We start from the raw sequence: 26,362 nt of genomic DNA, 5'->3' as shown, positions 1-26,362 counted from the left end.
TTACCCCTCTCTCTCGATCTGGGTCAGATTGTCACGCAGGATCGGACCGTACTCGTATTTGCCGGGGCAAACGAAGGTACACAGTGCCAGATCTTCTTCATCCAGCTCCATCGCACCCAGTTTTTCCGCCGTATCGGTATCACCCACGATCAGCGCACGCAGCAGCTGGGTCGGCAGGATATCCATCGGCATAATACGCTCGTAAGAACCAACCGGTACCATTGCACGCTCACTGCCGTTTGTAGTGGTGGTGAACGGGAACAGCTTGGAAGCCAGCTTGGACAGGTAAATCGGCATTACCGAGAAGCGGTTCACACCCGGAGTGAAGTAGTGCAGCAACGGACGCTCACGACCTTCAGCCAGTACGCTGATCTGGTTGTGGTAGCGACCCAGCCAGGTGAAACCTTCGATAGTGGTACGACCACCAAATACGGAACCGGAAATAACACGGTTTTCACCGGCTTTCAGTTCGCCTTCAACCAGGTCGGTAATGCTGGCACCCACACGGGTACGCACCAGACGCGGTTTATTAACCTGTGGTCCGGCAATGGAAACCACACGTTCAACCCACAGGCGACCGGTAGTGAACAGCTTACCGATGGCAATCACGTCCTGGTAACCTACAGACCACTGCATACGCTTGCTGCTGGCAGGCTCGAGGAAGTGCATGTGAGTACCGGCCAGACCCGCAGGGTGCGGACCGGCGAATTCTTCAGCACGGGCTCCCGCTTGTGGCAGGCTGACACCCGGTGCCTTGCACAGGTAAACAGTACCGTCGGTCAGACGACCCAGTACCCGCAGACCATTAGCGAAGTCTTCTGCGTGTTCGGAAATAATCACTTCCGGGTTAGCAGACAACGGATTGGTATCCATTGCGGTTACAAAGATTGCATTGGGCTTGCTGCCCGGTGCCGGTACTTTACTGAAAGGACGGGTCCGCAGTGCAGTCCACAGTCCTGAGTTGACCAGATTGTCTTCAACTTGCTGACGGTCCAGACCGTCGAGCTTGTCTTCTGACCAGGATTCGAAGGTTTCCTCTTCGTCTCCTTCAAGGGTAATTACAACTGACTGCAGCACCCGCTTTTCGCCACGGTTAATGGCGGATACGGTACCGGCTGCAGGCGAGGTGTATTTTACGCCTTCTGTTTTTTTGTCTGAAAAGAGTAGCTGTCCCAGTTTTACCCGGTCACCTACTGCAACCGCCATTGTCGGCTTCATGCCCACGTAGTCAGCACCGGTCACGGCCACCGTGCGCACTTCGCGCGCGGGGGTGACGGTCTGCTCGGGCGCGCCTTCAATAGGCAGGTCCAGGCCCCGTTTGATCTCTATCATGTGTTCTGCCTAGTCATTTAACATTCTGCCGAATAACCATACTGTCAGCAGTTTTGCGGTTAGTGTCCGAGACCGCTTCACAGTATGTTCCTCATGGCTGCCGGAAAGGTTAGACCAAACCCTCATTATGCTTTTACCTGATGCCCACCCTTGGCATCCGGCTTCAGCGATCGCCATCAAAAAACCGTTTTCACTACACTTGGCAACAAAACCTGGCAACAAAAACCGGTTACCACTTTTCATGGCTGTCTATGAGCTGGCCTGCCACCATTTCCCGGAAGTACCTGAAACACATTTTTATTACTGGCGACTCATCTTGATGTGGTCTTTACAGCAACAAACCAGCAGGCTACACCGGCAAAATACCCGAATTACACCTACTACAAAGCAGGCAACACTCATAAACGCGCGCCATTATAAAGATCAAGACTAAATTTTGCCACTTGTCTCAATCCCCGTTCGGATTTTACCTAGAATCTGCGGCATGGATTTTGATACCGCGCAATGATACAGATCTATTTTTCAAAGACTTGGAAACTTTTTTATAATCCGACAGATAGCAGGTGCAGGGGTGCTTTCGAGGTTATTTGAACTTATGTACCAGCTCATAGATCTCCAAAATGTTCTCAAACAATACAGTCGGTAACATTTCGGTGACGTTTATACAGGATTTTATCAGCAGGACAACTGTGAATATTGACGATAAGTATATCTGCCCGATCCTGTCATCTCTTAACGCGCTTAAAACTTTTAAGCCGTGGTAGAGTTTTATCCAATACCAGTTGTAATTGTTCTTATTGTTCCACCTACAACCAGAACCGGATAATCAGTCTTCATTATTTCCCCCGCGGAGACAGGCATGTACCCGGTTGTTGTATCCGATCTTGATGGCACCCTTCTGAATGAAAAACATGAGCTGACACCGGAAACCCGGCAGGTTATTCGTCAGCTTAATAAACAGGGTGTCAGGTTTATTTTTGCCACCGGTCGCCACCATCAGGATGTTGAAAGCATCAGGCAACAGCTTGGCATTGATATGTATACCATCACCTCCAACGGAGCCCGGGTGCTCAACCCCGATGGTGAATTTATAGTCCGTCACAATATCTTATCCGCTACTGTCAAAGGTCTGATCGCAGCCGGTAGAAAGTATCGAGGATCGGTTTACATCAATGTCTATGCCGAAGACCAGTGGTTTGTAGAGCAGGAACAGAAAGAGCTGCTGAAGTTTCACAGTAAAACCGGGTTTGCTTACCAGTTGCAGGATCTTGATACCATCCCCACTAACCAGGTCATCAAACTGTTCTTCTGTGCAGACAACCATGACGACCTGTTACCTCTTGAGCAGGACATCAAGCGAATATTTGGTGATACCGTCAGCCTGGCTTTTTCCCTTCCGACCATTCTGGAAGTCATGGCGCCCGGGGTTAACAAGGGCCATGCACTTCAGGAAATTATGAGCTTGAAAGGTCTTTCGCTGCAGGATGCTATCGCCTTTGGTGACGGCATGAATGATGTAGAGATGCTTACCGTTGCCGGTAAAGGCGTCATTATGGGTAACAGCCACCAGCGGTTGCGTGACCGGCTGCCTGAGCTTGAGGTAACGGGATTAAATACCCATAGTGCTGTTGCAGGTTACCTGACTCAAACGTATGGCCTCAAAGATCTGCACCCAGTTCATTGATTGACCGCCAGCTCAGTGTTTTAAACCGCTCCTGCTCTATCCGACCAGCAAGATAGAGCGGGTTGAAGGGTGTAATTTATCTCGATTTAATCATGCACTATTTCTGAGAAGTAGATTCTTGTTTTTCGTCCAGAGATGATGCTTTATCTGTTCTGAGTTTATTAAAAGCCCCTACAGATATCGATTGCCCCCATCGTTCAAACAACATTTCCTCCGCTTGCACATCCGGCCACAGATTCCGGGCATCACACTCCACCAGTTCCATTTCTTCTGATGAGCACCCCATTAATTCTCTGACCTGCAGATGCCTGCCAATAAACCAGGCCAGCGCTTTATGATACGCAAACAGCTGATACAGCAAACTGTAAATCACATAGGGCTCAAAAGCTGAAACGGTATCGAATTTATAACTTTCACCTTTGGCTTTCCTGGCACCATCAGCACCCGTCACCCGGTAGAGCAATGAGTCAATCCATTGTACATATGTATTGCTTTCATCACTCAGTACTGCAGACAGATTATGACTCTGAACCAGCAGTGCTTTTACTGCTTCATATGCTTGCCAGTTAATTTCACTCACAAACGGTTTAATGCCATCACCCGCAGACTCACCATAGGAACAACGCTCCGTCACAAGAGCATCATCAAGCGTTATGCCTGCTGCTTTCAAATCCTGCTCTAGAAGAACAGCATTAGTTGGTAGCTGTGTGCTTACCCTTTCTATATCTTCTGGCAATTCCATCCCGGTACCAGCCTTAAACCGCTTGCTGTGCCCTGTTTCATTGTCGCCCCCAGTGTCCAGAGGTAATGCACGACGCTTCAGGCTCCGATTTTCATCTTCGGCATCGCTATCACTTTCAGCACAATCATTGAGGAAATCCAGATTAAAACGGGAACTGCCAGAGCTCTTGTAACATTTCAGTTTTAGAGCTCGCTTCAATATTCGGCCTTTACTGGACACAGTATAAAAATGACAGCCATCCATTACGCCTGCTTCAAAGAACATCACAAAAGCACCCTGCCCGCCCTCCATCAAGGTGCTCAGTGCACTGTCCGGAATGATACCCAGCCATTCGATCTGCCTGCTATAGAGTGATACCCGCGTTAAGGCCATGCCTCTGCTGACTTTGAATCCTGCAACAACATCCGGTTCTCCTACATCACATGAAACAGAGGGTAACGAGTAATCAGTTCCTTTCTTATAATCAGGAGGGGTAAGCAGCACCTTGCCCTCACTGAAATCCAGAGTTAAGCAAAAAACCTTTCCCTGATACTTTAATGGCAATGTCAGGTGAGTCGCCGTTAAGTTCAAAGAAGATCTTGAACCTATGTCATTCAGCTCTACTTCTTGAGCTGGAAATGCTTTATGTAAAGTGACAGACTTATTGGCCGGCTTTCTCTTTTGACCGATTCGAATCTGAAAACTTTTTATCCCATCTTTTCCTGACAGCAAACAAATATCGGGGCCAATCTCAAAAATCACTTCTGTGTTTTTTATCGCAAACCCCCAGCGATTACCCTTAACCAGACGCTGCCATGTTCCTGTCTCAGCAGGTGAAATACCTTTCGCTGGATAGAACTGCTTTTGTTGTGGCTTTATCGTAAAAATCACAATCTCTGACAAATCATGACCACGAGCATAGATCCGACCATAGATATCCACGGGGACTTCGAGAGAATAACAAAAGACATTTAGCTGGCTGGCCTTTTCTACCTGCTGCTCACTTCCATCGGCATTAAGCAATTCTTCCAGGTTATGCCAGCAGGTGTTTTGAAGAGGAGAAAGTGCGGCAGGATTAACCTGTTTGCCATATTCGGCACAGGACAAGGTTGGCTCAGGCCACATAGCATTTGCGGGCAAGATACAGAATGAAAAAAATGCCAGTACGGTAGCTTTTTTTAAAGTCATACAGGCGCTTGTTTTCAGCTTGATTATTGTTAGCTCAATACAACCTGCAAGAGAGGCTGCCATGAGCATTCATTATCTGTTTGGGTAAATGTAGACCAAGCCCGGAGCTCAAGCGGCTGAAATAAAGATCAGATGTATCGAAGGAGAGGGTTTCAAGCAAACAACAAAATGCAGCCCTGAATTATTCAAGGCTGCATTCACAACTTATTTCACCGCAAGCGTTTTACTTCTTGGGGAAAGCCGGATGCATCGCACCTGACATGCTCTGCAGAATGCGGTTGACCTGGCAGCTGTAACCGAACTCGTTGTCATACCACACGTACAGTACGCAACGGTTACCGTCGGCCAGAGTGGCTTCACCGTCAACGATACCGGCATAACGTGAGCCTACGAAGTCGGAAGAAACAACTTCGGAAGACTTCACGTACTCGATCTGCTTCTGCAGGTCGGAGTACAGGGACATTTCACGCAGGTAATCGTTCAGTTCCTCAACCTGGGTCTCTTTTTCCAGGTTCAGGTTCAGAATCGCCATGGACACGTTCGGGGTCGGAACCCGGATCGCGTTACCGGTCAGCTTGCCTTCCAGTTCCGGCAGCGCCTTGGATACAGCCTTGGCCGCACCGGTCTCGGTGAGAACCATATTCAGTGCTGCAGAACGGCCGCGACGGTCACCCTTGTGGTAGTTGTCGATCAGGTTCTGGTCGTTGGTGTAAGCGTGAACGGTTTCAACGTGACCGTTAACCACACCGTACTTGTCGTTGATCGCCTTCAGTACCGGAGTAATAGCGTTGGTGGTGCAGGAAGCGGCAGAAATAATCTGGTCTTCCGGGGTGATCTCGCTGTGGTTAACACCGTAAACGATGTTCTTCATTTCGCCCTTGCCCGGCGCAGTCAGAACAACACGGCTTACACCCGGGCACTTCAGGTGCTGGCTCAGACCTTCAGCATCACGCCACTTGCCGGTGTTGTCGACAACGATGGCATTGTTGATGCCGTACTGGGTGTAATCGATTTCAGACGGAGAGTTGGAGTAGATCACCTTGATCTTGACACCGTTGGCGATGATGTAGCCGTTCTCTTCATCAACGCTCAGGGTACCGCGGAAGCTGCCGTGTACGGAGTCACGACGAAGCAGGCTGGTACGCTTTTCGATATCGCTCTTGGCACCACCGTTACGGACAACAATGGCTTTCAGGTTCAGGCCGTTGCCGCCACCGCTGCGCTCGATCAGGATGCGCGCCATCAGACGACCGATACGACCAAAGCCGTACAGTACCACGTCCTGACCTTCCGGCTGCTCAGCTTTAGGCTGGTCAACAACATCAGCCAGTTCCTTGCGCAGGAAGTCTTCCAGGCTGGCAGTTTCATCCTGGTTTTTGAAAGCGATGGCCAGCTTGCCAACATCGATTCGGGCCGGGCCCAGGTTCAGTTCGCTCAGAACTTTCAGTATCGGGTGAGTATCATGAACGGACAGTTCTTCTTTCTGCACCCGGCGAACAAAGCGGTGTGCTTTCAGAATATCGATAACGGAGCGGTTAATTACCGGACGACCATAAATGGAAGTGACAACCTGATTTTCACGGTACAGCTTGCCGACCAGTGGAATCATCGCTTCTGCCAGTGATTCCCTTTCCATCCAGTCATTCAGACATGCCTGAGTCACTTTAACCCCCTGACTATATAAAACCTGCCGGTTGCTCCGACAGTTGTAGTAATTCGCCTGGCTCACGACCTTTTTATGGGCCCTTTTTTATATGAAAATGTCACCCCCTAAGGCTATCCAGACATCTTCATTATTGCGGGCAAGCGGCATCCTCCGCTTAAGGCTGTTTCGGTCGCGAACACAAACCAACAAAAGCGCGCAAAATATAACATCAACCAATCACATTTAACAGCCTGCTGTTTGTCCGGTTTACTGGTCAGGCCTTGCTGCAAAAGGCTAAAATCCCTGCCTTGTTCATTTATTAATCTGGTAATCAGACAGGTATCATGTTGAATCAGACCCGAGCAGACTCACTGCAACTGCCTTCCCGTGCCGGTGACAAGCAGGTTTATGGCAATTTGAGTGGTGGCGGACTGGATTATCTTGTCAGTGAGATACTGAATCAGCGTGACGGCCTGACTCTGGTAATCACCTCGACCCCACGGGCAGCCGAACGGCTTGAGCAGACGCTGGGATTTTATCTCTCCCACCGCAGTGATATCAATGTGCTGGCCTTTCCTGACTGGGAAACCCTGCCGTTTGATACCTTTTCACCACATCAGGATATTGTTTCCCGCCGGTTGCTGACCCTGTATCAGTTGCCCCAGACTCAACGCGGCGTATTGATTGTTCCCGTATCCACTTTGATGCACCGACTGCCACCCAAAGATTATGTCCGCGGCAACAGTCTGGTGATCAACAAAGGTGACCAGTTTGATATCGATGTACAGCGTACCGAGTTGGAGCAGGCCGGTTACCGCTGCGTGGATACTGTGTACGAACATGGCGAGTTCAGTGTTCGCGGCTCATTGATCGATATTTTCCCCATGGGCAGCAAACATCCGTACCGGATCGATCTGTTTGATGACGAGATCGACTCACTGCGTCGGTTTGATCCGGAAACCCAGCGTTCGGATGATCCCTGTGACAGCATTGAGCTGTTACCGGCACGGGAATTTCCCATGGCAAAGGAAGCCATCAAGGCTTTCCGCAGCCGGTTCCGTGACCGCTTTGATGTGGACTATCGCCAGGTACCACTGTACCGGGATATCGGTGAAGGCCTGCCAACCGGTGGTATTGAATATTACCTGCCACTGTTTTTTGAACAGACCGCCACCCTGTTTGACTACCTGCCCCGCAACACCCTGATTCTGACCGAAGATCAATTGAATCAGGCGATTGATACTTTCTGGCAGGATATTAACGAGCGTTATGAAAACCGCCGGGTCGATCCCGAGCGCCCACTGCTGGCACCTCATGAGATGTTTATCCCTGCTGAATCACTATTCAGTCAGCTGGGAGACTATCCGCGCCTGTCCCTGACGGCCGACGAACAACAGGAAAAAGCAGGACGCTTTAATCTGCCGCAGCAGGAACTGACCGATGTTCAGGCCAATCCCCGCGCGGAGGCTCCGCTGGCAAACCTCGAAGCCTTTCTTGAACTTTATCAGCAGCAGGCTGATGAACCTTTGCGGGTATTGTTCACCGCAGAAAGCCCGGGGCGCCGGGAAAACCTCGAAGAGCTGCTGCAACAAAACGGTATCAGCACTGAAGCCTCTGACAGCTGGCATGACTTCCAGCAACAACAAATCCTGACCGGACTGACCATTGCTCCGCTGGAACAAAGTCTGTGGCTGCCAAAACAGGGCTGGATCATTATTCCCGAAGCTTGCTTGCTGGGCAGCCGGGTCATGCAACAGCGACGTCAACGGACGCAGGATACTTCTACCGAGCAGGTTATCCGCAACCTGACCGAACTGCGGGTCGGTGCGCCGGTGGTTCATCTGGATCACGGTGTGGGTCGTTATCGTGGCCTGCAAACAATTACCGTGGATAACCAGCCGGCAGAATTCCTGATGCTGGAGTATGCCGACGAAGCCAAACTTTATGTTCCTGTTTCTTCCCTACACCAGATTGCCCGTTACACCGGAGCCGATGACGAACTGGCGCCACTGCATAAACTGGGCAGCGAACAGTGGACCAAAGCCAAGTGCAAGGCGCAGGAGAAAGCCCGGGATACCGCAGCAGAGCTGCTGGATATTTACGCCCGCCGCGAGGCCCGCAAAGGGTTCGGCTTTGAAATGCCGGATATGGAATACAACACCTTTGCCAATGCCTTTCCGTTTGAGGAAACCCGCGATCAGGAAACCGCTATCTCCGCAGTTATCGGTGATATGACCACCGCCAAACCGATGGATCGACTGGTCTGTGGTGATGTCGGCTTTGGTAAAACCGAAGTGGCCATGCGTGCTGCTTTCCTTGCGGTTCAGAGCGGCAAGCAGGTTGCGGTTCTGGTGCCCACCACCCTGCTGGCCCAGCAGCATTATGAAAGTTTCCGCGACCGTTTTGCCGACTGGCCGGTTCAGGTGGATGTTATTTCCCGCTTCCGTACCGCCAAACAGGTCAGCGGACTGCAGGAACAGGTTAATGAAGGCAAGGTCGATATTCTGATCGGCACCCACAAGCTGCTGCAGGGTGATCTGAAGTTTAAAAACCTCGGACTGTTGATTATCGATGAAGAACATCGCTTTGGGGTGCGCCAGAAAGAAGCCCTGAAAGCGATGCGGGCAGAAGTGGATATTCTGACTCTGACCGCAACCCCGATTCCCCGTACCCTGAATATGGCCATGTCCGGCATGCGGGATCTGTCGATTATTGCCACTCCACCTGCACGACGACTGTCTATCAAAACCTTTGTTCGCCAGAGTGACAAGCCCACCACCAAGGAAGCGATTCTGCGTGAGCTGTTACGCGGTGGTCAGGTGTATTACCTGCACAATGAAGTCAAAACCATTGAAAAGGTGGCGGCTGATTTGCAGGAGCTGGTACCCGAAGCCCGTATTGCTGTAGGCCATGGCCAAATGCGTGAGCGGGAGCTGGAACAGGTCATGTCCGACTTCTATCACAAACGTTTCAATGTGCTGGTCTGCACCACCATTATTGAAACCGGTATAGATGTTCCCAGCGCCAACACCATTATTATTGACCGTGCCGACAAGTTTGGCCTGGCGCAGTTGCATCAGCTTCGCGGCCGGGTCGGACGCTCTCACCACCAGGCTTACGCTTACCTGCTAACACCGCATCCAAAGTCCATGACCAGTGATGCCGTAAAACGACTGGACGCGATCAGCCAGTCTGACACGCTGGGTGCCGGCTTTACCCTGGCAACTCACGATATGGAAATCCGTGGTGCCGGAGAACTGCTGGGTGATGATCAGAGCGGCCAGATTCAGAGCGTCGGCTTCACCCTGTTTATGGAAATGCTGGAACGTGCGGTTGAAGCCATCAAGGAAGGCAAGGAACCAAACCTCGACCAGCCGCTGAACAGTGGTGCCGAAATCAATCTTCATATTCCGGCGTTGCTGCCGGAAGATTATGTCGGCGATGTCCATACCCGTTTGATCATCTACAAACGTATTGCCGGCTGCGAAAATGATGATGCACTGCAGGATATGCAGGCAGAGCTGGTCGATCGTTTCGGGCCGTTGCCGGAGCCAAGCAAACATCTGCTGCGTCAGGCTTCACTGCGACTGCTGGCAGACAAGCTCGGCATTGTCCGGATTGATGCCGGCACCGAAGGTGGCAAGCTGGAATTCAGCCCTGAAACCAGTATTGACCCGATGAAACTGGTGCAACTGGTACAATCTCAGCCCCGTCAGTTCCGACTGGAAGGGGCCACGGTAATGAAGTACAGTTTGCCCATGCCGGATGCTGATCGCCGGATCAGTGCGCTCAGGGATTTGTTGCAGCAGCTGGCCAGATAACCTTGCAGGGATTTACAGAACCAATGGAATCAAACCGTTGCAATCGTTCAGGTTTACTGTCGGGACTGATGCTGGGGCTAGCGCTGGCCACATCATCTTCGGTCAGTGCCGCTACCCAACCCTCTGCCCCAGCGGCCGAAGCCGTTAACTGGTATCAGGTTGATGTGCTGGTTTTTCGCAATCCGGTCAATGACTCACCGGAAGCCTGGCCCGCTCTGACAGCAGAGGAAATCCATCAGGGTGCTATTCGTCTTACCCGGGTGCAGCAACAGCTACCGGAGCCATCCATTCAGGAGCTGGATCCCCTGATTTTCCGCAATCCGGAGGGTGCTGACGACAATGGTCTTCCACTGGCAATAACTCCCCGCCGTAATGCTGATACTGCTGCTACGCTGTTCAAGCCCTATATCAGCCTGCCCGCAGAAGAACGGCAGTTAAATCAGGTTGCAGACCGGCTGGCCAGCAATGGCAGCTATCCCCTGCTGGGTCGTTATTCCTGGCGAGTGGCCCTGAAAGATCAGGGAGAATCGCTACCGGTTTTACTGGAAGGTGGTCAAAACTGGGGAACCAAGCGTGAACTGCGCGGTACAATTCAGGTCAGCAATAAACGCTATCTTCATGTTGATGCTGACTTCTGGCTACGCCAGTTTGAGCCGGTAGCCATGCCATTCAGCCAACCGGATAAAATGGCAGAAAACCAGTTTCCGCCACAGACTCTGGCTGATATCAATGAAGAAATGAGCCTGCCACCGGGACAACAGAAAGATGCCATGCCGGATGACGGTTTTCAGATGGTGAGACATTTCAGGGTGAGTGGCAGCCAGCGGGTTGTCCGTACCAGTGAAATCACCTATTTCGACAGCCCGGTCTTTGGCATTCTGGTGAAACTGACACCATGGAAGCCGCCTCTGGCTGAAATTCCGGTGGATGAAAAGGCCTCCGATATTTTTGAACCGAATGGCCTTTAAAGAATACGACTCCCGGGGGTAACCGCCCCCGGAGTCAGAAATCTGCCTCAATACTATGCAGCACCAAGGTCTATCATTTTGCAGAGCCGCTCGGCTTCTGAATTAAACCCGCTATACCCGGAAGCAATTCATTGCTGTAAGCTCCCGCAACCTTTTTTCCTATAATTTTTATTCCTGCCTGACGTGAATCATGAGCAGTTGGTTGTATATTGAACTATTTGCACCTTCTGAAACCCTACCGATTAATCGGTTTCATGCTTTACCGAAAAGCGATAATTACGAGTTTACCCTATGACATTTGCCCCCCTCGGGCTGTCCGCCCCTATTCTCAATGCCGTTACAGAACAGGGTTATGAAACACCATCGCCAATCCAGTCCAAAGCCATACCGGCAGTACTCGAAGGACTGGATGTTATGGCTGCGGCACAAACCGGAACCGGAAAAACCGCCGGCTTTACATTGCCTGTTCTCGAAAGGTTAAGTCAGGGATCAAAGGCCGGTTCCAACGGAGTCAGAGCTCTGGTTCTCACCCCGACGCGGGAGCTCGCTGCCCAGGTTGCAGAAAGCGTAGAAACTTATGGTAAATACCTGCACCTGAAATCAAATGTCGTGTTTGGTGGTGTGAAAATCAATCCACAAATGATGAAGCTGCGCCGGGGCTCCGATGTGCTGGTAGCGACACCAGGTCGTTTGCTGGATTTATATAATCAAAAAGCAGTGCATTTTAAGCAGCTGGAAATACTGGTGCTGGATGAAGCCGACCGCATGCTGGATATGGGCTTTATTAATGACATTCGAAAAATACTGGCGGTGCTTCCCAAAAAACGTCAGAACCTGATGTTCTCAGCCACCTTTTCTGACGACATTCGGGCTCTGGCAAAGACGATAGTACATAATCCTGTCGAAATTTCTGTTACGCCACCCAACTCAACCGTAAAAACAGTACAGCAGTGGATTCACATCGTTGATAAAAAACAGAAGCCACATGCCTTGATCAAAGAGATCAAGCTGAATAGCTGGAACCAGGTTCTGATTTTTACCCGGACAAAACATGGTGCAAACCGGCTTACCAGGCAACTGAACGAGGCCGGTATTTCTGCTGCAGCCATACACGGCAACAAGAGTCAGGGCGCCAGAACCCGCTCATTGGCTGAATTCAAAAGTAATACTATTCAGGCCCTGGTTGCTACGGATATCGCAGCCCGGGGTCTGGATATTGACCAGCTTCCCCAAGTAGTGAACTTCGATCTGCCGAATGTACCGGAGGATTACGTTCATCGCATTGGCCGTACAGGCCGGGCGGGCGCAGAAGGCCAAGCGATTTCTCTGGTCTGCGCGGATGAAGCTAAGCAGCTGTTTGATATTGAAAACCTGATTCAGGAGCATATTGAGCGCCGCCCTCTGGAGGGCTATCACCCGGTCAATACAGTACCGGAAACACGCATCAGGCCCCGCAAGGCAAAGAAACCCAAGAAGCCCAAAAAGACTCAAAACATTGCCGAAAAAGGCAGTCGTCAGGAAAGAGTCGAAGAAAAGAAGCCTGCCCGTAAACCATCATCTAAAAAACGGACTCAAAAGCCCGGGATGAGCAAACAGGATTCCGGCAGAAAAAAACCGGAGTCAAAGCCTGCGGCCAGAAAGAGAAATAAACCTGCAAATGAACAGAAAGGGCGCACTCCACGCAAGAGAGCGATTGTAAAACGCCCCTGACCATCATTAAGGGTTTGTTCGACCTCGTTTATCAGCACTGCCAGTTAGCGCTGATAAACGAGGGCTTCCATGTAAAGTCTGAACTAAAGTTAAGCAACTCCTTCCTGCTATTGCGTTCATACTGCTCGATAATCGTCATGAAAAGATCATTATCATCACTCATGTATGTTCTGGTTTTCACTGTTTTATTTATAACAACGGCGGCAATCGGAAGCGGTAACAACAATGTTCCCGGTTGGGCAAACAGTGGTATCACCAGTGGCTCGGTATCCAGCGCCAGTACCGGAGCCGGTGAGTTTAATTTCGAGCAGCTGAAAAAGCGTCCGGTTAAAGCCGTGTTCACGTATGCTGCCGGTGGCGGTAATGACAGCTATAACCTGCAGAAAGTCAGCAAGCCTTTCAAAACTATTAATCTGATTGAACAAAGCCGCCAACTGGAAGCCGCTTATGGTGGTGACAGCCGGGTCATGCCGGTGATTGTTATCTATACCGCCGGAGGCAGCAGCGGTGCTGATGCCATTGCCATTGACCTGGGGCAGAACACCGATTACCCGAATAACCTGTGGCAACGGTTTTATAATCTGTGTCGTATTGCTCAGGTAGCCGAGAGTCGCAAGGATGACACCCACCCCGTACCCGCCACCTTTATTCTTAATCCCGATCTGCTCGGAGAAGTCCATAAAAGCTGTCAGCCACAGTACTGCCCGATTGCTTACAAGAGCATCAAAATAACTGTCGCCTCCGCACTAAAGAAGGCTTTTGAAGAATTACATAGAGATGGTTTCCTGACTTCAGCACCTGAAATACCGGAGTCGCTGGCTACCGATGAAGCCAACTTTGGTCTTTATCTCAATGCCATCAACTGGCTGCTCCGTACTCTGGCTCCCGATGTTGCTTTTGGCTGGCAGGATAATATCTGGGCCGGCGATCCCCTCGCCCATAGCTGGCTTCACAAGGCAGCGGCCGAAGCTGGAAGCGAAGATATTCTCAAACATCACATAGAGATCGAAACCGGCTTTCTTTCCAGCCTGAATATTTATAACAGCAACAACCCTTGGCGACCGCACTTTATTGCCTTCGACAAATGGGAGCGGGACTGCTGGGATCCGGGACTGGAAGGCGCCGGCATTAATAACGGTTATCTCTATAATGCGCCCGCCTGGCATATTTACTTCAGCTTTATTAGCGGCATCAGTCACAATTTTAACCAGCTGCCGGTTATGCTGTTTCAGATTCCCGGCGGTCATTTGCAGATCACCGGAGATACTGACCCGCGTACCGACCATGGTTCAACTGCACCGGACTATATTCTTGGAGACAGCAAACTCCAGCTGGAACTGGCTAATGTGCAGCAATACATTCTGGCGTCGAAGTTTACCAATCCACAGCATGACTACTATGTCTCCAGCCCCGCTGTGCAGCAGTATCTGATTACCTGTCCGCAATCAGGTTCAGGAAAGGATGGCTGTATTGACGGCGTCTATAACTGGCATCAAAGTCACTGGCAACAACTGCTGGACAGTAATGTCTTCGCCATTATGTGGGGAGGTGGATCAACCACCAGCATTGTTGGCTTGAGTCAGAATCTGGACGACAGCGGGTGGCTTTATCAGAGACTGCAGGCAGCAGGGAGATTGTAAAACTCCGAAGAAGTGATGCTGCAAGCAGTTACTCTTGCAGCATCAAGTAAAGGCATCAATTGTCTGGCTCGGATTTTTTGAAAATACGGCTCATGGTCATCACATTCCAGCCTTCACCGGAGTCGTAGCTGACATCATCCATCATTCGGCTGACAATACTCACCCCCTGCCCGCTGCTCAGCCAGGTTGAAGGGTCATTGGGATCCGGCTCCGGCGGTGGCGCATTCAGCTTCTCTTCGGCATTGGTAAAAGTCTTGCCCTGGTCCTGTATTTCCAGCGTCAGTTTACTATCTGTCAGAAGCAGACTGACTCGAACCGGATGGCCTTTCTCGTTACCGTAAGCATGCTCGATCGCATTATTCACAATCTCTACCAGGCACAGTTCAATCCGGTTGATTTCACTGGCATCAACCGACATCAGGGCACAGGCTCCGCGCATGGCCATGGCGACCACAGCAGTCTGGGTCAGGTCACTGTCTATCTCCATCGACAGTTTGTACTCACTGCTCATGCGCCATCTCCGGCCAGAGCGGCCTCAACGTTGTCGAACATTTTGAACAGCTTGTCCATGGAGGTGAGTTCGAACAGATCCTTAACCGCACCGCCAGCACCGGCCAGTCGTACTTCACCCTGTCCACCCAGTTGTTTGAGACAGGCCACCAGCGCACCCAGCCCGCTACTGTCCATAAAAATTACGGATTCGAGATCAATCACAAACTGTGACTGACCGGCATCAATTTCTGTCAGTACATGCTTGCGGAAGGGTTCGGCCTGAGCGGCATCGAGACGCATATCAGTGACTTTAACAACGGTCCAGTCGCCTTCAGCTTTGTTTTCAAACGGCATCCCTGTCTCCTTATTTTTGTAATCTGCTTTTGTGTTAGCTGCCTTAAATTCCATTTTTTAAGGTCTTTTATAATCAACTATCCGGTTGCCATTCCAGCATCAGGAATGTCATATCATCATCAAACCGGTCATCACCGCACCAGTCATGCAATGCCTGCTCGGTAATATCCCGAGCCTCTTTCAGTTCCTTACCGGCAACACTGGCCTGTAACGCTTCAAGTTTTTCTACCGAGTACTGTTCACCTTCCGGGTTACTGGATTCGATCAAACCATCGGAGTAGAGCAACAGCCGGTCTCCCGGCTGCATCTGAATACAGTCTGCCTCATAGGTGATGCCCTCAATCATGCCTACCGGAACACCACCCTTGCCAGTGCGGATAATATCTCCGGTTGCCTTGCGAATCAGTAACGGGTGCGGATGACCGGCCTGTACCAGCTCCACAATACCGGTTTGGGTGTTCATCACCCCGAAGGCAATGGTGAAGTAAATCATATGATCAGGGCTGGCCTGAAAACGACTGTTCAGAGCTTCGACCACTGACGGGGCCGGCATAATCTGATAATACGGCGGGTGACTGGTAGCCTGTTTGATCAACGAATCACTACCGGCTGTATCCGACAGCATATGGTGCAACAGAAAGGAGAACAGTGCGGAAGGAATACCATGCCCGGAAACATCCAGCTGATAGAAGCAGATATGCTGCTCATCCAGCTCCTGGTAGCCGAACATATCACCACCAAGAATCCGGCTGGGCTGGAAAAACCACTCCATGGTCACACCCTGCAGACACCCGGCTTCCGGCAGCAGTGACATCTGGGTCTGCCCTGCCAGCCTCAGATCGGCTTCTAGCTGTTCGAGGTTTTCACCCAGCTGGCGGTTCCGCTCATCAAGCCGTTGCTCCAGCCCTACAACACGGGCACCGGCTTTGAGGCGAACTCTCAGTTCATCAGCATTAAGGGGTTTGTGAACAAAGTCGTCGGCCCCGGCTTCCAGCCCCTGGATAAAGGCATCCTGGTCTTCATGGCCGGTCAGGAGGATCACATAGACATAGCGGTCAAAAGCGTCCGAGCGGACTTTGCGGCAAAGTTCCGGGCCATCCATTTCCGGCATGATCCAGTCACTGACCACCAGCCGGATATCCGGGTTTTCCTGCAGCACTTGCAGGGCTTCGGCGCCGTTTTCGGTATCGACAACATCATAGCCCTGCTTTTTCAGCAGGGCTTTCAGCAACAGCCGCTGGTCTTTGGCATCTTCCGCGATCAGTACACGCATCAAGCCTTCCCTGGTTTGTTTTATGATGGCTAAAACAGTGTGTTGTTATTTATTGCCATAAGCTCAGCGGCCGTCCTGGCCGCTGTTGTTTCATTCAGGCAGTGATTATTTTATCCAGTATAAACTGCATTGCTGTGACAAAAACACCCCCCTGAGACTCTATTCCGGAAGCACCTCTTTACCGGGCAGGTCAAGCGTTGTAGTGGGATACGCTACATCTGCCCCGTGACGGTGAATAATTTCCAGCACCTTCAGCAACACGGCTTCCTTTTCCCGGTGATAGATTTTCCAGTCGGTGGTGCAGGTAAAACAGTAGATAAAGAAATCCAGTGATGATGGACCGAAGGTGGTGAAGTTCACCATGACAATCTTGTTCTTATCGATGGCTTCATTGGCATCCAGATATGCTCTGACTTCCTCCAGAATCGGAGAGACTACTTTTGCATCCTGGTAACGCAAGCCAATGGTTTCCTTGATCCGCCGGTTTTCCATTCGGGACGGGTTTTCAACCGAAATACTGGCAAAGGTCGCATTGGGGACATATAGCGGACGCTTTTCAAAAGTCAGAATTTCCGTCTGGCGCCAACCGATATATTGCACGTAACCTTCAATCTGTTTGTCCGGTGATTTGATCCAGTCGCCGACCTTGAAAGGCCGGTCCAGATAGATCATCAACCCGCCAAAAAAATTCGCCAGCATATCCTTGGCTGCAAAGCCGATCGCAATACCGCCAATACCACCAAAGGCCAGTAAACCCGAGATGCTGTATCCCAGCGTCTGCATGACCACCAGCACGGTGACAATAATGACCGAGATTCGAAGCAGGCGGCCTATCGCGGTAATTGTTGTTGCATCGGTCTTTTTGCCAGTCAGATCGGTCTTTAACAGTTGACGCTCGACCTGCTTGATAAAGCGCACTACGGTCCACGCCAGCAGCACAATAATCAGCACATCCCGAATCGCCGGTACCGCAGCCAGGATCGGAGCAGACGACAATTCATGAATAACCGTAGCGCTCCATGCCATCCCCATCAGCCAGATCAGTAATACCAGCGGCTTGCGAATAGCCTTAAGTAGAGCATCATCCCAGAAGGTTGTTGTCTGCCGGGCATGAAGCAGCAGCCGCGACAACATAACCCGGGCTACAATATGGCCGCCCAGCGTCAGTCCGAGAATAATAACCAGCTGATAAAACCAGCTGCTACCCATACCCAGACTCTCACTTAATGACTGTATCTGCTCCATTCAGCTTGCGCTCCAGTTCATTGCGACAGGCGAGCCAGCGCGGATGTTGTTGTAACTGTGATAAAGAAGTTCGATCAGTCTGGTGACGATGACGCAGACTGTCAGTAGCCGCCCCGACATATCCGGACTGTTCTTCAAGCCACTCCAGAATTTGCAGCCAGCCATTCCGGTTGTTACAGGCAAACAGTAAATTACAGCCGGCATCCAGCGCAGCCTTTGCCCGCCCGGCATAGTCACCGGCCAGCCCGGCTGCTGTCATACTAAGATCATCGCTGCAGATAATACCTTTAAAACCGATCTGTTCCCGCAACACTTGCTGCAGCCAGAATTTTGAAAAGCCGGCCGGCTTCGGATCACAGGCCGGATAACTGACATGAGCCGGCATCACCGCCTCAACACCAAGACTGACCATTTCCCTGAACGGTTTGAGATCAGACATCATAATGTTGGCGAAATCCCGCAGATCGGTCGGAATCTCTACATGGGAATCGGCATCAACCCAGCCATGACCGGGGAAATGTTTGGCACAGGCAGCCATACCTGCTTCGCGCATTCCATTCACAAAGGCACCGGCAAGAATCGCCACCACGCCGGGATCAATATCAAATCCGCGGTCACCAATGACCCGGCTATTACCCCGGTCAAGATCAACCACCGGCGCCAGACTTAAATCGATATCACAGGCGATCAGCTCAGAAGCCATCAACCAGCCGGCTTCACTGCAAAGGTTCAGTGCTTCCGTCTCATCCTGATGATAGAGCTGGCCAAAACGCCCCATAGGCGGGATAAGGGTGAAACCATCGCGAAACCGCTGTACCCGACCACCTTCCTGATCAGCCACAATCAGGGCTTCAGGGCAACAGTTGCGAATAGCCTCAACAAGTTCGGTGAGCTGTTGCGGGTTGGAGTAATTGCGGGTAAACAGGATCACCCCTGCGACACAGGGGTGAAGCAATAATGTCTGCTCGTCTGCGGTCAGGCGTTCGCCCTCGAGATCGAGCATCAGGATTCCGTGATCCATGGCAGTATCCATTACAGGAAAAGCATCCGGGAAAGGCTGGGTTCTTTTAACGTAAGCTACCAGCTGCCAACGAATCGGAAGCCAGCTTTAATCCTGCTGCAGAGCCTGACCCAGCTGAACCTGTCCTGAACGCATACCGGCAGCCATAAACGGCACCATACGGCGCATGACACTTTCAAGCGGTTCCTGAATACCATAATCCCTTTCAGCAATCGCCTGCAATGTCGGTGCTTCCGACATGGTAAACAGTGACGCGCCCAGAATAAAGTTGATCCGCCAGTAAATTTCAACCGCCGGCATGGTCGGAGCCGCGCCAATCAACAACTTCATATAACGCTCGAAAACATCGCGGTAGGTCAGCTCGAGATATTTCTTCAAATGCCCTTGGGTCTGGTTATAGGCCAGCGCCAGCAGTCGCATGAACGTTTCCAGCTGGGCAGTGCTATGCGGTACTGCAGTCATCTCATCAACCAGCAGGTGCAACATATCTTCCAGTGTTGGCTGCTCGTTTTTACCCCGGTTTTCGAACTCATCCAGCCGTTCTGACAGACGCTGGCAGAACGGATCGAGGAAGCGGGTGAACACTGCCTGAATCAGCTCTTTCTTGGAACCAAAGTGATAATTAACAGCAGCAAGGTTAACACCAGCCTGGCTGGTGATGCTGCGCAAAGAGGTCTCGGCAAAACCGTGCTGGGCAAACAGGTTTTCGGCAGCATCCAGAATGCGGCTGACCGTGCTTGAACGGGTATTGGTACGAGTACTGGAGTGATTATTGGAACTAGCCATTGGAGCTACACGATAAAACGATTGTTTGAAACAATCGTTTATTTATTGAGCTATGTCAAGTTAAACGCCTGTTTCTGCTTTCACTTCAATATTTTACGCAATCCTGCCAGTCTTAGGGGCTGTTGACAATTAGACATTCGACCAGTTCATCACACAAGCCCTCAGGTAAGGCGAACGGCGAAGGGCATGGTGGTTCCATGTTCAAGTCGTTCAACGCGGCATGAGGGCTTGTGTGATGAACCCGAAGGGCCGCTCATGGTTTACGCCATGCCGCGTTGCTCACTGTTTATGTGGAATAACCACACCGCACAGTTCGCGCCTAACCTGGCGTAAACCATGAGCGGCTGGTCGTATGTCTAATTGTCAACAGCCCCTAAGGAGTAGTAGAAATCAAGTCTTAGGCAATATATACAGGTTGCAGCCCTGTAATACCTGTATATAATCACAGTACACTGTATAAAAACCCAGACCATCATGAAAAACCGACTGACACCCCGCCAGGCTGAGATCCTGGCACTGATACAGCAGCATATAGAGGAAAGCGGCTTTCCTCCGACCCGGGCTGAAATAGCCCGTACCTTCGGCTTCCGCTCGCCCAATGCTGCCGAAGAACATTTGCGCGCCCTCGCCCGCAAAGGTGCCATTGAAATCACCCCGGGTACTTCCCGTGGCATTCGCATCCCTGAACCCGTAAATCAGGGCCTTCCTATTGTAGGTCAGGTTGCAGCCGGCTCACCGATTCTGGCTCAGGAGCATATCGAGGACTACTGCCAGCTGAACCCGGAGTTCTTCAGCCCCAAAGCCGATTACTTCCTGCGGGTTAAAGGCATGAGTATGAAAGATGCCGGCATCCTTGATGGTGACCTGCTGGCGGTGCATCGCACTCGTGAAGCCCGCAATGGCCAGATTGTGGTTGCCCGGCTGGACGACGACGTAACCGTAAAGCGGTTTGAAAAACAGGGCCGGACCATTCTGCTCCACCCGGAAAATGAAGAGTTTGAAACCATCGTCGTAGAAGGCGGGGATTTTATTATTGAAGGTTTGAGTGTCGGTGTAATCCGTCACTGATAGTGCGAGCAGACAGCACTTGTTACAGCAACACCCCGGAGATTGAACAATGCAGTTTCATGGCACCCGCACAGAACAGCAACAACTAATCGCAGGTCGTCGCAACCCTTTCAGCAGTGCGTCGAGGCGGCCTGCGGTGAGATCGCATCAACAGTCCCGGGAAGGAACCTGTAACAAGGCACTGTATAACTCCGGTAAAGTCAGCGAGATTGTACTGCCGCTGGATCTGGCTCAGCCTTCAGGTTTGCTGGAGCCATTGCTGAGCCATCTGGCTGACAATCATGACAGTCGCTGGCTGACGGTTGTCAGTTCCCGTCAGGAAGCCGCTCAGGTGACCCGCTGGATGCGCAGCAGTTCGATTGATGGCAGCCGGGTTATCTGTCTTGCTGCTGACAATAACGAAGATGCTCTGGAGCTCAGCTCCCGTGCTCTGGCATCCGGCACCAGCCATACCGTTGTCAGCTGGTTTCTGGCACTGGAAGAGCATGGAGTATTGCAACTGGAGCAGGCAGCACGTCAGGGAGCTAGTCAGGGTCTGGCTATTCGCAGTCGGTAGCAGGCCTCTGGCGAGGCCTACTTTTATTCAGATGGGGAAACCTGTACTTGCTGGCTGGTGACTAGCGAATGAAAAGGTGAATAGGCAGGGTTGATAACAGGCGCTGCAACTCAGTGCAGCACTCTTTCCTCGGGAATAACCACTTCCTCAATCTCGGTTTCCATTTCATGAACCCGCCCCGCCTCATTCAGGGCCGCGTTCATCATGGCTTTAGCTACCTCGATATAATTATCTTCCAGAAAAGCCCGTGCCTCTTCTGAAAAATTAATCGTAACCAGCGGATTGTCCGCCTCATCAGACCGGCGCAATGCGATCTGGCCATCGGGGAGTTCGACTATTTCCAGATAAGATTCCGCCATTGCACCTTTCTCCTGTTAACCTGTTTTCGATTGTAACGAGTATTAATATTTCCAACCACCTGTGCTTCAGATCCGTAATTTCACTTTACTTCAGCTTGCTCTGGTACGTTTTCCGGTATGAATTACCACTCTACCAAACGCTCCCGCAGCGTTCCTTTATAATCCCGTAACCACATCAGTAACTCCAGTAAATCTGTCACTGAATGCCGGACTAACGGTTTGGCCACAGCAATCAGGGCCGGTGCCCGGACTTCTTCTGCCTGAGTTTCCTCCGGCCTGATAATGGTTGCCTGGGCCCGAACCAGCCGGCCTGGCATTGAATCAGGCAATGTTTCCTGAATTGCCAGTTCCTTCAGCTCAGATGAATGATAGCCGTGAAGTTGCTGCTCAGCCTGTAAAGCAGAGTCCGGCAACTGCCCCGGTACCAGCTGATAACTTTGCAAAGTCTCTGCCAGCAGGGAGCGGTAAGCCAGCCCCAGCAGCTGCAATGCCGCATGGCGGATCGACATTTGCTGCATCAGTGATACATCAGTGCCTTGAAGCTGTTCCAGCAACTGGCCGGCACTCAACAGGTGCATGTCTGTCAGTTTTTTATAATCATTGGTCAGACCCGACATAGATAACTTCCTGAGTTCTTACTGCGGTCTTTTGGTTTTACCCTGATCCATACAACAAAGCCAGCTTTAAAAGCCGGCTTTGTTGTTCAGTAGCGATAGATGATCGACGCTGGAAGGTAAGAGGGTGTTACTTCCCTTTTTTCTTCTCTTCCCACTTGCCGTCGGTGAACCAGGCCTGCCAGCCGGTTGCCCGGCCCTTGTCATTTTCAGACATGACATACTGCTGCTTGGTTTTACGACTATAACGGACAACCGCTGGATTCCCGTCCGGATCCTGCTGCGGGGCATCCATCAGGAAGTGATATTTCGGATCGATCTCGCTGCGGTGCGGTACCAGCTCTTTTACCAGCGGCGCGCGGGTTTCACGATTCCGCGGGAACTGACTGGCAGCAAGGAACAGGCCTGCAGCACCATCACGCAGAATATAGTGATCTTCCACCTTCTGACAGGCCAGCTCCGGCATCGGCACCGGGTCCATCTTCGGCGGTGCCGCTTCACCACTCTTCAGCAGCTTGCGAGTGTTCTTGCAGTCTTCAGCTGTACAGCCAAAGTACTTACCGAACCGTCCGGTCTTGAGCTGCATCTCCGAACCACACTTGTCACACTCAATGGTCGGGCCGTCATAACCCTTGATCCGGAATTCGCCCTTCTCTATCTCGTAGCCGCCGCAGTCCGGGTTGTTACCGCAGATATGCAGCTTGCGCTGTTCATCCAGCAGGTAACTTTCCATCGCGGTGCCACACTTGCCACAACGATGCTTGGCTCGCAGCGCATCGACTTCTGCGTTTTCATCATCGACACCCAGCACTTCCTCGCCCGGCACCAGATTGATTGTGGTCTTGCAGCGCTCTTTCGGTGGCAGTGCATAGCCGGAGCAACCCAGGAAGACCCCGGTACTGGCGGTACGAATCTGCATCTTGCGGCTACAGCTCGGGCAGTCGATATCGGTCATTACCGGCTCGTTGGCCCGCATGCCGCTCTCTTTGTCCTGAGCCTTGTTCAGCTGGTTACTGAAATCCTTATAGAAAGAGTCCAGCAGTTCAATCCAGTGCCCCTTGCCCTCGGCAACATCATCCAGCTCTTCTTCCATTCGAGCAGTAAAGCTGTAATCCATCAGATCATGGAAGCTTTCCACCAGCCGGTCGGTAACAATATCACCCATTTTTTCAGCGTAGAAACGGCGGTTCTTCACTGTTACATAACCACGATCCTGAATCGTGGAGATAATGGAAGCGTAGGTTGAAGGGCGACCAATCCCCTGCTTTTCCAATTCCTTGACCAGCGCCGCTTCAGAGAAGCGTGCCGGCGGCTTGGTATACAGCTGGCGTGGATCCAGCTGTTCCAGCTTCAGCTCCTGACCTTTCTGCAGGTCAGGCAGAATCCTGTCTTCACCCTTTTTCGCAACCGGCGGCTGAACTCGGGTGAAACCGTCAAACTTCAGGGTACGACCCTTGACCTTGAGCTCATAGTCACCGGCAGCAGCGGTAATGCTGGTGCTCAGGTAGCGAGCCGGCAGCATCTGACAGGCAACAAACTGACGCCAGATCAGCTCATACAGACGCTCTGCGTCCCGATCCTGCCCTTTCAAGTTGCCAGAGGAGACATTCACGTCAGACGGACGAATCGCTTCGTGCGCTTCCTGCGCGCCGCTCTTGCTGCTGTAGGAGTTCGGCTGTTCCGGCAGATAGTTCTTACCATAACGGTCAGCAATCAGGTCACGGGCACTGGCCACTGCTTCCGCACTCAGATTGGTAGAGTCGGTACGCATATAGGTAATGTAACCGGCTTCATACAGGCGCTGAGCCAGCGTCATGGTCTTTTTAACACTGAAGCCCAGACGGGTGCTGGCAGCCTGCTGCAGCGTAGAGGTAATGTACGGCGCAGACGGCTTGGAGCTGGTAGGCTTGTCTTCACGATCAGCAATCCGGTAACCGGCAGACTGCAGGAAGTTGGTTGCCACTTCAGCTTCAGTCCGGTTACGGGGCTTGAAGGCCTTGCCTCCCTGCTTCATTACCTGAAAGCGAACAGCATTAGCCTTGTCGCCTTGCAGGTCGGCATAAATTTCCCAGTATTCTTCCGGGACAAACTTTCGGATCTCACGCTCGCGCTCAACAATTAAACGTGCAGCCACGGACTGAACCCGGCCGGCGGAAAGCCCGCGGGCAATCTTTTCCCACAGCAGTGGCGACACCATGTAGCCGACAACCCGGTCAAGATAACGACGGGCCTGCTGGGCATGAACCCGATCCATGTTCAGTTCGCCGGGCTGTTTGAAAGCTTCGGTGATGGCGTTCTTGGTGATTTCGTTAAAAGTAACCCGTTTGTATTCGGCTACATTCTCGCCAATGGCTTCCTGCAGATGCCAGGCAATCGCTTCTCCCTCACGGTCCAAATCGGTCGCGAGATAGACAGTGTCAGCAGTCTTTGCCAACCGAATCAGCTCATCAACAACCTTCTCCTTGCCCGGCAGCACTTCATAACTGGCTTCCCAGCTATTCTCGGGGTTAACCCCCATGCGGGCAATCAGCTGCTCCTTTGCCTTGCGCTTCTTGTGCAGCTCTCGCTGCTCCGGAGAGAGCTTGCGGGTTTCGGCTGCCGCCTTGGCCCTCGCTTTGGCATCCACAGGTTTGCGGGCACCTGACCCGCTTACCGGCAGATCACGAATATGCCCGACGCTGGATTTCACCGTGAAATCCTTGCCCAGGTATTTATTGATCGTCTTCGCCTTGGCAGGCGACTCTACGATAACCAGTGATTTACCCATCTCTGCGATTCACGTCCTGTTGCGGTTCCGGCCAGTACCGACATACTGCAAGTATATTGCGAAAATAGTTCACCTAGTGCTGTCGGCCAGTTCCGGGTATGGGTGAGCCAGTAATTTGAGGTCAATATATAAGGTTTAACATGAAGTCGGTCAAGGTGAGCAAGTACTTGTCAGCCACTTGTTGATAAATTTTTTGTAATTGATTCCGGTTTTATGCGTTTTTGTGCCTATTTTTTTCATAGTGTGTCTTCTGGCAACATCGCTTCATATATTTGAGCTGCATTGTGCTGCAGGGCACGGCATTGGGAGGATGCCACATGCTCTCGACAACCTGCTAAAGCATTAGGTTGATATTCCGGCCGTCCCCACAAAATAATATTGATCGCGTTCCCGCCCCAGACGCTACAAAGACTCTTATATCATTGCCAAAAAACACATAGATTAATAAAAACAGAAATCTTCATGAATCGAATCACTTGAGCCATAACACCAATAACGGAGCAACGATGAAGTCTGAAGAATACTTGAAAGAGTCCGCCCGTACTGCATCTACCCAGTTTCATACAGAAATTGTAGAACCCGCCATGCTCGAACACATCCTTGAGCAAGCCATCAAAACCGGAGAGCTGGTCGATATCGCAAAAAAGTCATTGTTTTATGGCAAGGCGATCGAAAGCGGAAGTGACATTGAGAACTACAAGGGTAAAAGCTCAAATATCAACCCTGACGCCGTAGCGCCGGAAATTCTGCATGCTGCGCTGGGGGTTTATACAGAAGCTGCTGAAATGCTTGAGGCCATTCTGAAAGCCATGCGTGGAGAAGCATTTGACGAAGTGAATATGTTTGAAGAAGCAGGTGATACCGAGTGGTACATGGCCATGATGTATCGTGCACTGAATCGACTCCCGACAGAGGCCCGGGAAATCAATATCAAAAAGCTCAGACAACGTTATCCGGAGAAGTTTGACTCCGGGCAAGCCATTAGTCGTAACCTTGAAGCTGAACGGGAAATTCTTGAAGCTGGCACAGACTGAACCCGAGCACTTTTTGTTCAAGGAAGGTATATAATAGTGCCTGCCAATTGAAAATTATTTATCCTTCAACTGGCAGGCAAAGTA

General features: G+C 51.4%; 21 protein-coding genes. 9 read left to right on the top strand and 12 right to left on the bottom strand.

Annotated elements, in window-relative coordinates; genetic code table 11:
• On the bottom strand, positions 1–1,332 hold the full coding sequence (locus ACYZZ0_RS00240) for a Na(+)-translocating NADH-quinone reductase subunit A (RefSeq protein ID WP_461534554.1): 1,332 nt from the start codon (positions 1,330–1,332) through the stop codon (positions 1–3).
• A gap of 127 nt (positions 1,333–1,459) precedes the next feature.
• Between ACYZZ0_RS00240 and ACYZZ0_RS00235 the strand changes: the two genes are divergently transcribed.
• Together ACYZZ0_RS00235 and ACYZZ0_RS00230 are read left to right on the top strand one after the other, a co-directional pair.
• On the top strand, positions 1,460–1,765 hold the full coding sequence (locus ACYZZ0_RS00235; protein ID WP_461534553.1) for a hypothetical protein: 306 nt from the start codon (positions 1,460–1,462) through the stop codon (positions 1,763–1,765).
• 426 nt (positions 1,766–2,191) lie between these two features.
• Complete coding sequence (locus tag ACYZZ0_RS00230; protein WP_461534552.1) at positions 2,192–3,016, top strand: Cof-type HAD-IIB family hydrolase; 825 nt, start codon at positions 2,192–2,194, stop codon at positions 3,014–3,016.
• 97 nt (positions 3,017–3,113) lie between these two features.
• Here ACYZZ0_RS00230 and ACYZZ0_RS00225 read toward each other — a convergent pair whose 3' ends face one another.
• Positions 3,114–4,988: a hypothetical protein gene (locus ACYZZ0_RS00225; RefSeq protein WP_461534551.1), complete on the bottom strand. Its 1,875-nt coding sequence runs from the start codon at positions 4,986–4,988 to the stop codon at positions 3,114–3,116.
• Positions 4,989–5,148: 160 nt separating this feature from the next.
• Entirely contained in the window at positions 5,149–6,534 is a 1,386-nt protein-coding gene (locus ACYZZ0_RS00220) for a glyceraldehyde-3-phosphate dehydrogenase (RefSeq protein ID WP_461535420.1), read from the bottom strand.
• A 380-nt stretch (positions 6,535–6,914) separates the two neighbouring features.
• Here ACYZZ0_RS00220 and mfd point away from each other — a divergent pair, with 380 nt between their 5' ends.
• From mfd to ACYZZ0_RS00200, 4 genes are all read left to right on the top strand, one after another.
• Complete coding sequence (gene mfd, locus ACYZZ0_RS00215) at positions 6,915–10,391, top strand: transcription-repair coupling factor (RefSeq protein WP_461534550.1); 3,477 nt, start codon at positions 6,915–6,917, stop codon at positions 10,389–10,391.
• Between the two features lie 23 nt (positions 10,392–10,414).
• Positions 10,415–11,359, top strand: a complete 945-nt coding sequence (locus ACYZZ0_RS00210; RefSeq protein WP_461534549.1) for a CsiV family protein — start codon at positions 10,415–10,417, stop codon at positions 11,357–11,359.
• 291 nt (positions 11,360–11,650) lie between these two features.
• Positions 11,651–13,069 carry a DEAD/DEAH box helicase gene (locus tag ACYZZ0_RS00205; RefSeq protein WP_461534548.1) on the top strand — a complete coding sequence of 473 codons (1,419 nt, stop codon included), beginning with the start codon at positions 11,651–11,653 and terminating at the stop codon, positions 13,067–13,069.
• A 137-nt stretch (positions 13,070–13,206) separates the two neighbouring features.
• Entirely contained in the window at positions 13,207–14,709 is a 1,503-nt protein-coding gene (locus ACYZZ0_RS00200) for a hypothetical protein (protein ID WP_461534547.1), read from the top strand.
• A gap of 55 nt (positions 14,710–14,764) precedes the next feature.
• On the opposite strand, the gene ACYZZ0_RS00195 is transcribed toward ACYZZ0_RS00200, so the two are convergent.
• From ACYZZ0_RS00195 to ACYZZ0_RS00170, 6 genes are all read right to left on the bottom strand, one after another.
• Entirely contained in the window at positions 14,765–15,220 is a 456-nt protein-coding gene (locus ACYZZ0_RS00195; RefSeq protein WP_461534546.1) for an ATP-binding protein, read from the bottom strand.
• Positions 15,217–15,555 (bottom strand): STAS domain-containing protein, encoded by a 339-nt coding sequence (locus tag ACYZZ0_RS00190; protein ID WP_461534545.1) that lies wholly within the window; start codon positions 15,553–15,555, stop codon positions 15,217–15,219. Before ACYZZ0_RS00190 ends, ACYZZ0_RS00195 begins: the two co-directional genes overlap by 4 nt.
• Positions 15,556–15,628: 73 nt before the next feature.
• Positions 15,629–16,828: a PP2C family protein-serine/threonine phosphatase gene (locus ACYZZ0_RS00185; protein WP_461534544.1), complete on the bottom strand. Its 1,200-nt coding sequence runs from the start codon at positions 16,826–16,828 to the stop codon at positions 15,629–15,631.
• 159 nt (positions 16,829–16,987) lie between these two features.
• Complete coding sequence (locus ACYZZ0_RS00180; RefSeq protein WP_461534543.1) at positions 16,988–18,073, bottom strand: mechanosensitive ion channel family protein; 1,086 nt, start codon at positions 18,071–18,073, stop codon at positions 16,988–16,990.
• A complete protein-coding gene (gene nagZ / locus ACYZZ0_RS00175; protein ID WP_461534542.1) occupies positions 18,048–19,094 on the bottom strand; it encodes a beta-N-acetylhexosaminidase in 1,047 nt (348 codons plus the stop codon). Before nagZ ends, ACYZZ0_RS00180 begins: the two co-directional genes overlap by 26 nt.
• 87 nt (positions 19,095–19,181) lie before the next feature.
• The gene (locus tag ACYZZ0_RS00170; RefSeq protein WP_461534541.1) at positions 19,182–19,880 is read right to left on the bottom strand and encodes a TetR/AcrR family transcriptional regulator; all 699 of its coding nucleotides are present in this window, start codon (positions 19,878–19,880) and stop codon (positions 19,182–19,184) included.
• A gap of 474 nt (positions 19,881–20,354) precedes the next feature.
• Here ACYZZ0_RS00170 and lexA point away from each other — a divergent pair, with 474 nt between their 5' ends.
• Together lexA and ACYZZ0_RS00160 are read left to right on the top strand one after the other, a co-directional pair.
• The gene (lexA, locus tag ACYZZ0_RS00165; protein ID WP_461534540.1) at positions 20,355–20,948 is read left to right on the top strand and encodes a transcriptional repressor LexA; all 594 of its coding nucleotides are present in this window, start codon (positions 20,355–20,357) and stop codon (positions 20,946–20,948) included.
• A gap of 49 nt (positions 20,949–20,997) precedes the next feature.
• Positions 20,998–21,504: a SulA-like leucine-rich domain-containing protein gene (locus tag ACYZZ0_RS00160; RefSeq protein WP_461534539.1), complete on the top strand. Its 507-nt coding sequence runs from the start codon at positions 20,998–21,000 to the stop codon at positions 21,502–21,504.
• Between the two features lie 110 nt (positions 21,505–21,614).
• Here ACYZZ0_RS00160 and ACYZZ0_RS00155 read toward each other — a convergent pair whose 3' ends face one another.
• The 3 genes from ACYZZ0_RS00155 to topA all read right to left on the bottom strand — a co-directional run bounded on the left by ACYZZ0_RS00155 (position 21,615) and on the right by topA (position 25,244).
• Positions 21,615–21,863 carry a hypothetical protein gene (locus tag ACYZZ0_RS00155; protein WP_461534538.1) on the bottom strand — a complete coding sequence of 83 codons (249 nt, stop codon included), beginning with the start codon at positions 21,861–21,863 and terminating at the stop codon, positions 21,615–21,617.
• Positions 21,864–21,985: 122 nt separating this feature from the next.
• Positions 21,986–22,480, bottom strand: coding sequence for a DUF6586 family protein (locus ACYZZ0_RS00150; protein ID WP_461534537.1), 495 nt, complete (start codon positions 22,478–22,480; stop codon positions 21,986–21,988).
• A gap of 127 nt (positions 22,481–22,607) precedes the next feature.
• On the bottom strand, positions 22,608–25,244 hold the full coding sequence (gene topA / locus ACYZZ0_RS00145; protein WP_461534536.1) for a type I DNA topoisomerase: 2,637 nt from the start codon (positions 25,242–25,244) through the stop codon (positions 22,608–22,610).
• A gap of 506 nt (positions 25,245–25,750) precedes the next feature.
• On the opposite strand from topA, the gene ACYZZ0_RS00140 reads away from it, so the two are divergent.
• On the top strand, positions 25,751–26,278 hold the full coding sequence (locus ACYZZ0_RS00140) for a nucleoside triphosphate pyrophosphohydrolase family protein (RefSeq protein WP_461534535.1): 528 nt from the start codon (positions 25,751–25,753) through the stop codon (positions 26,276–26,278).
• Positions 26,279–26,362 lie beyond the last annotated feature (84 nt).

The organism is Spongorhabdus nitratireducens, from assembly GCA_947387575.1.
Classification (GTDB): Bacteria; Pseudomonadota; Gammaproteobacteria; order Pseudomonadales; family Endozoicomonadaceae; genus CANDOC01.
The sequence above is the reverse complement of the archived record's forward strand: the minus strand, read 5'-3'. Positions and strand labels throughout refer to the sequence as shown.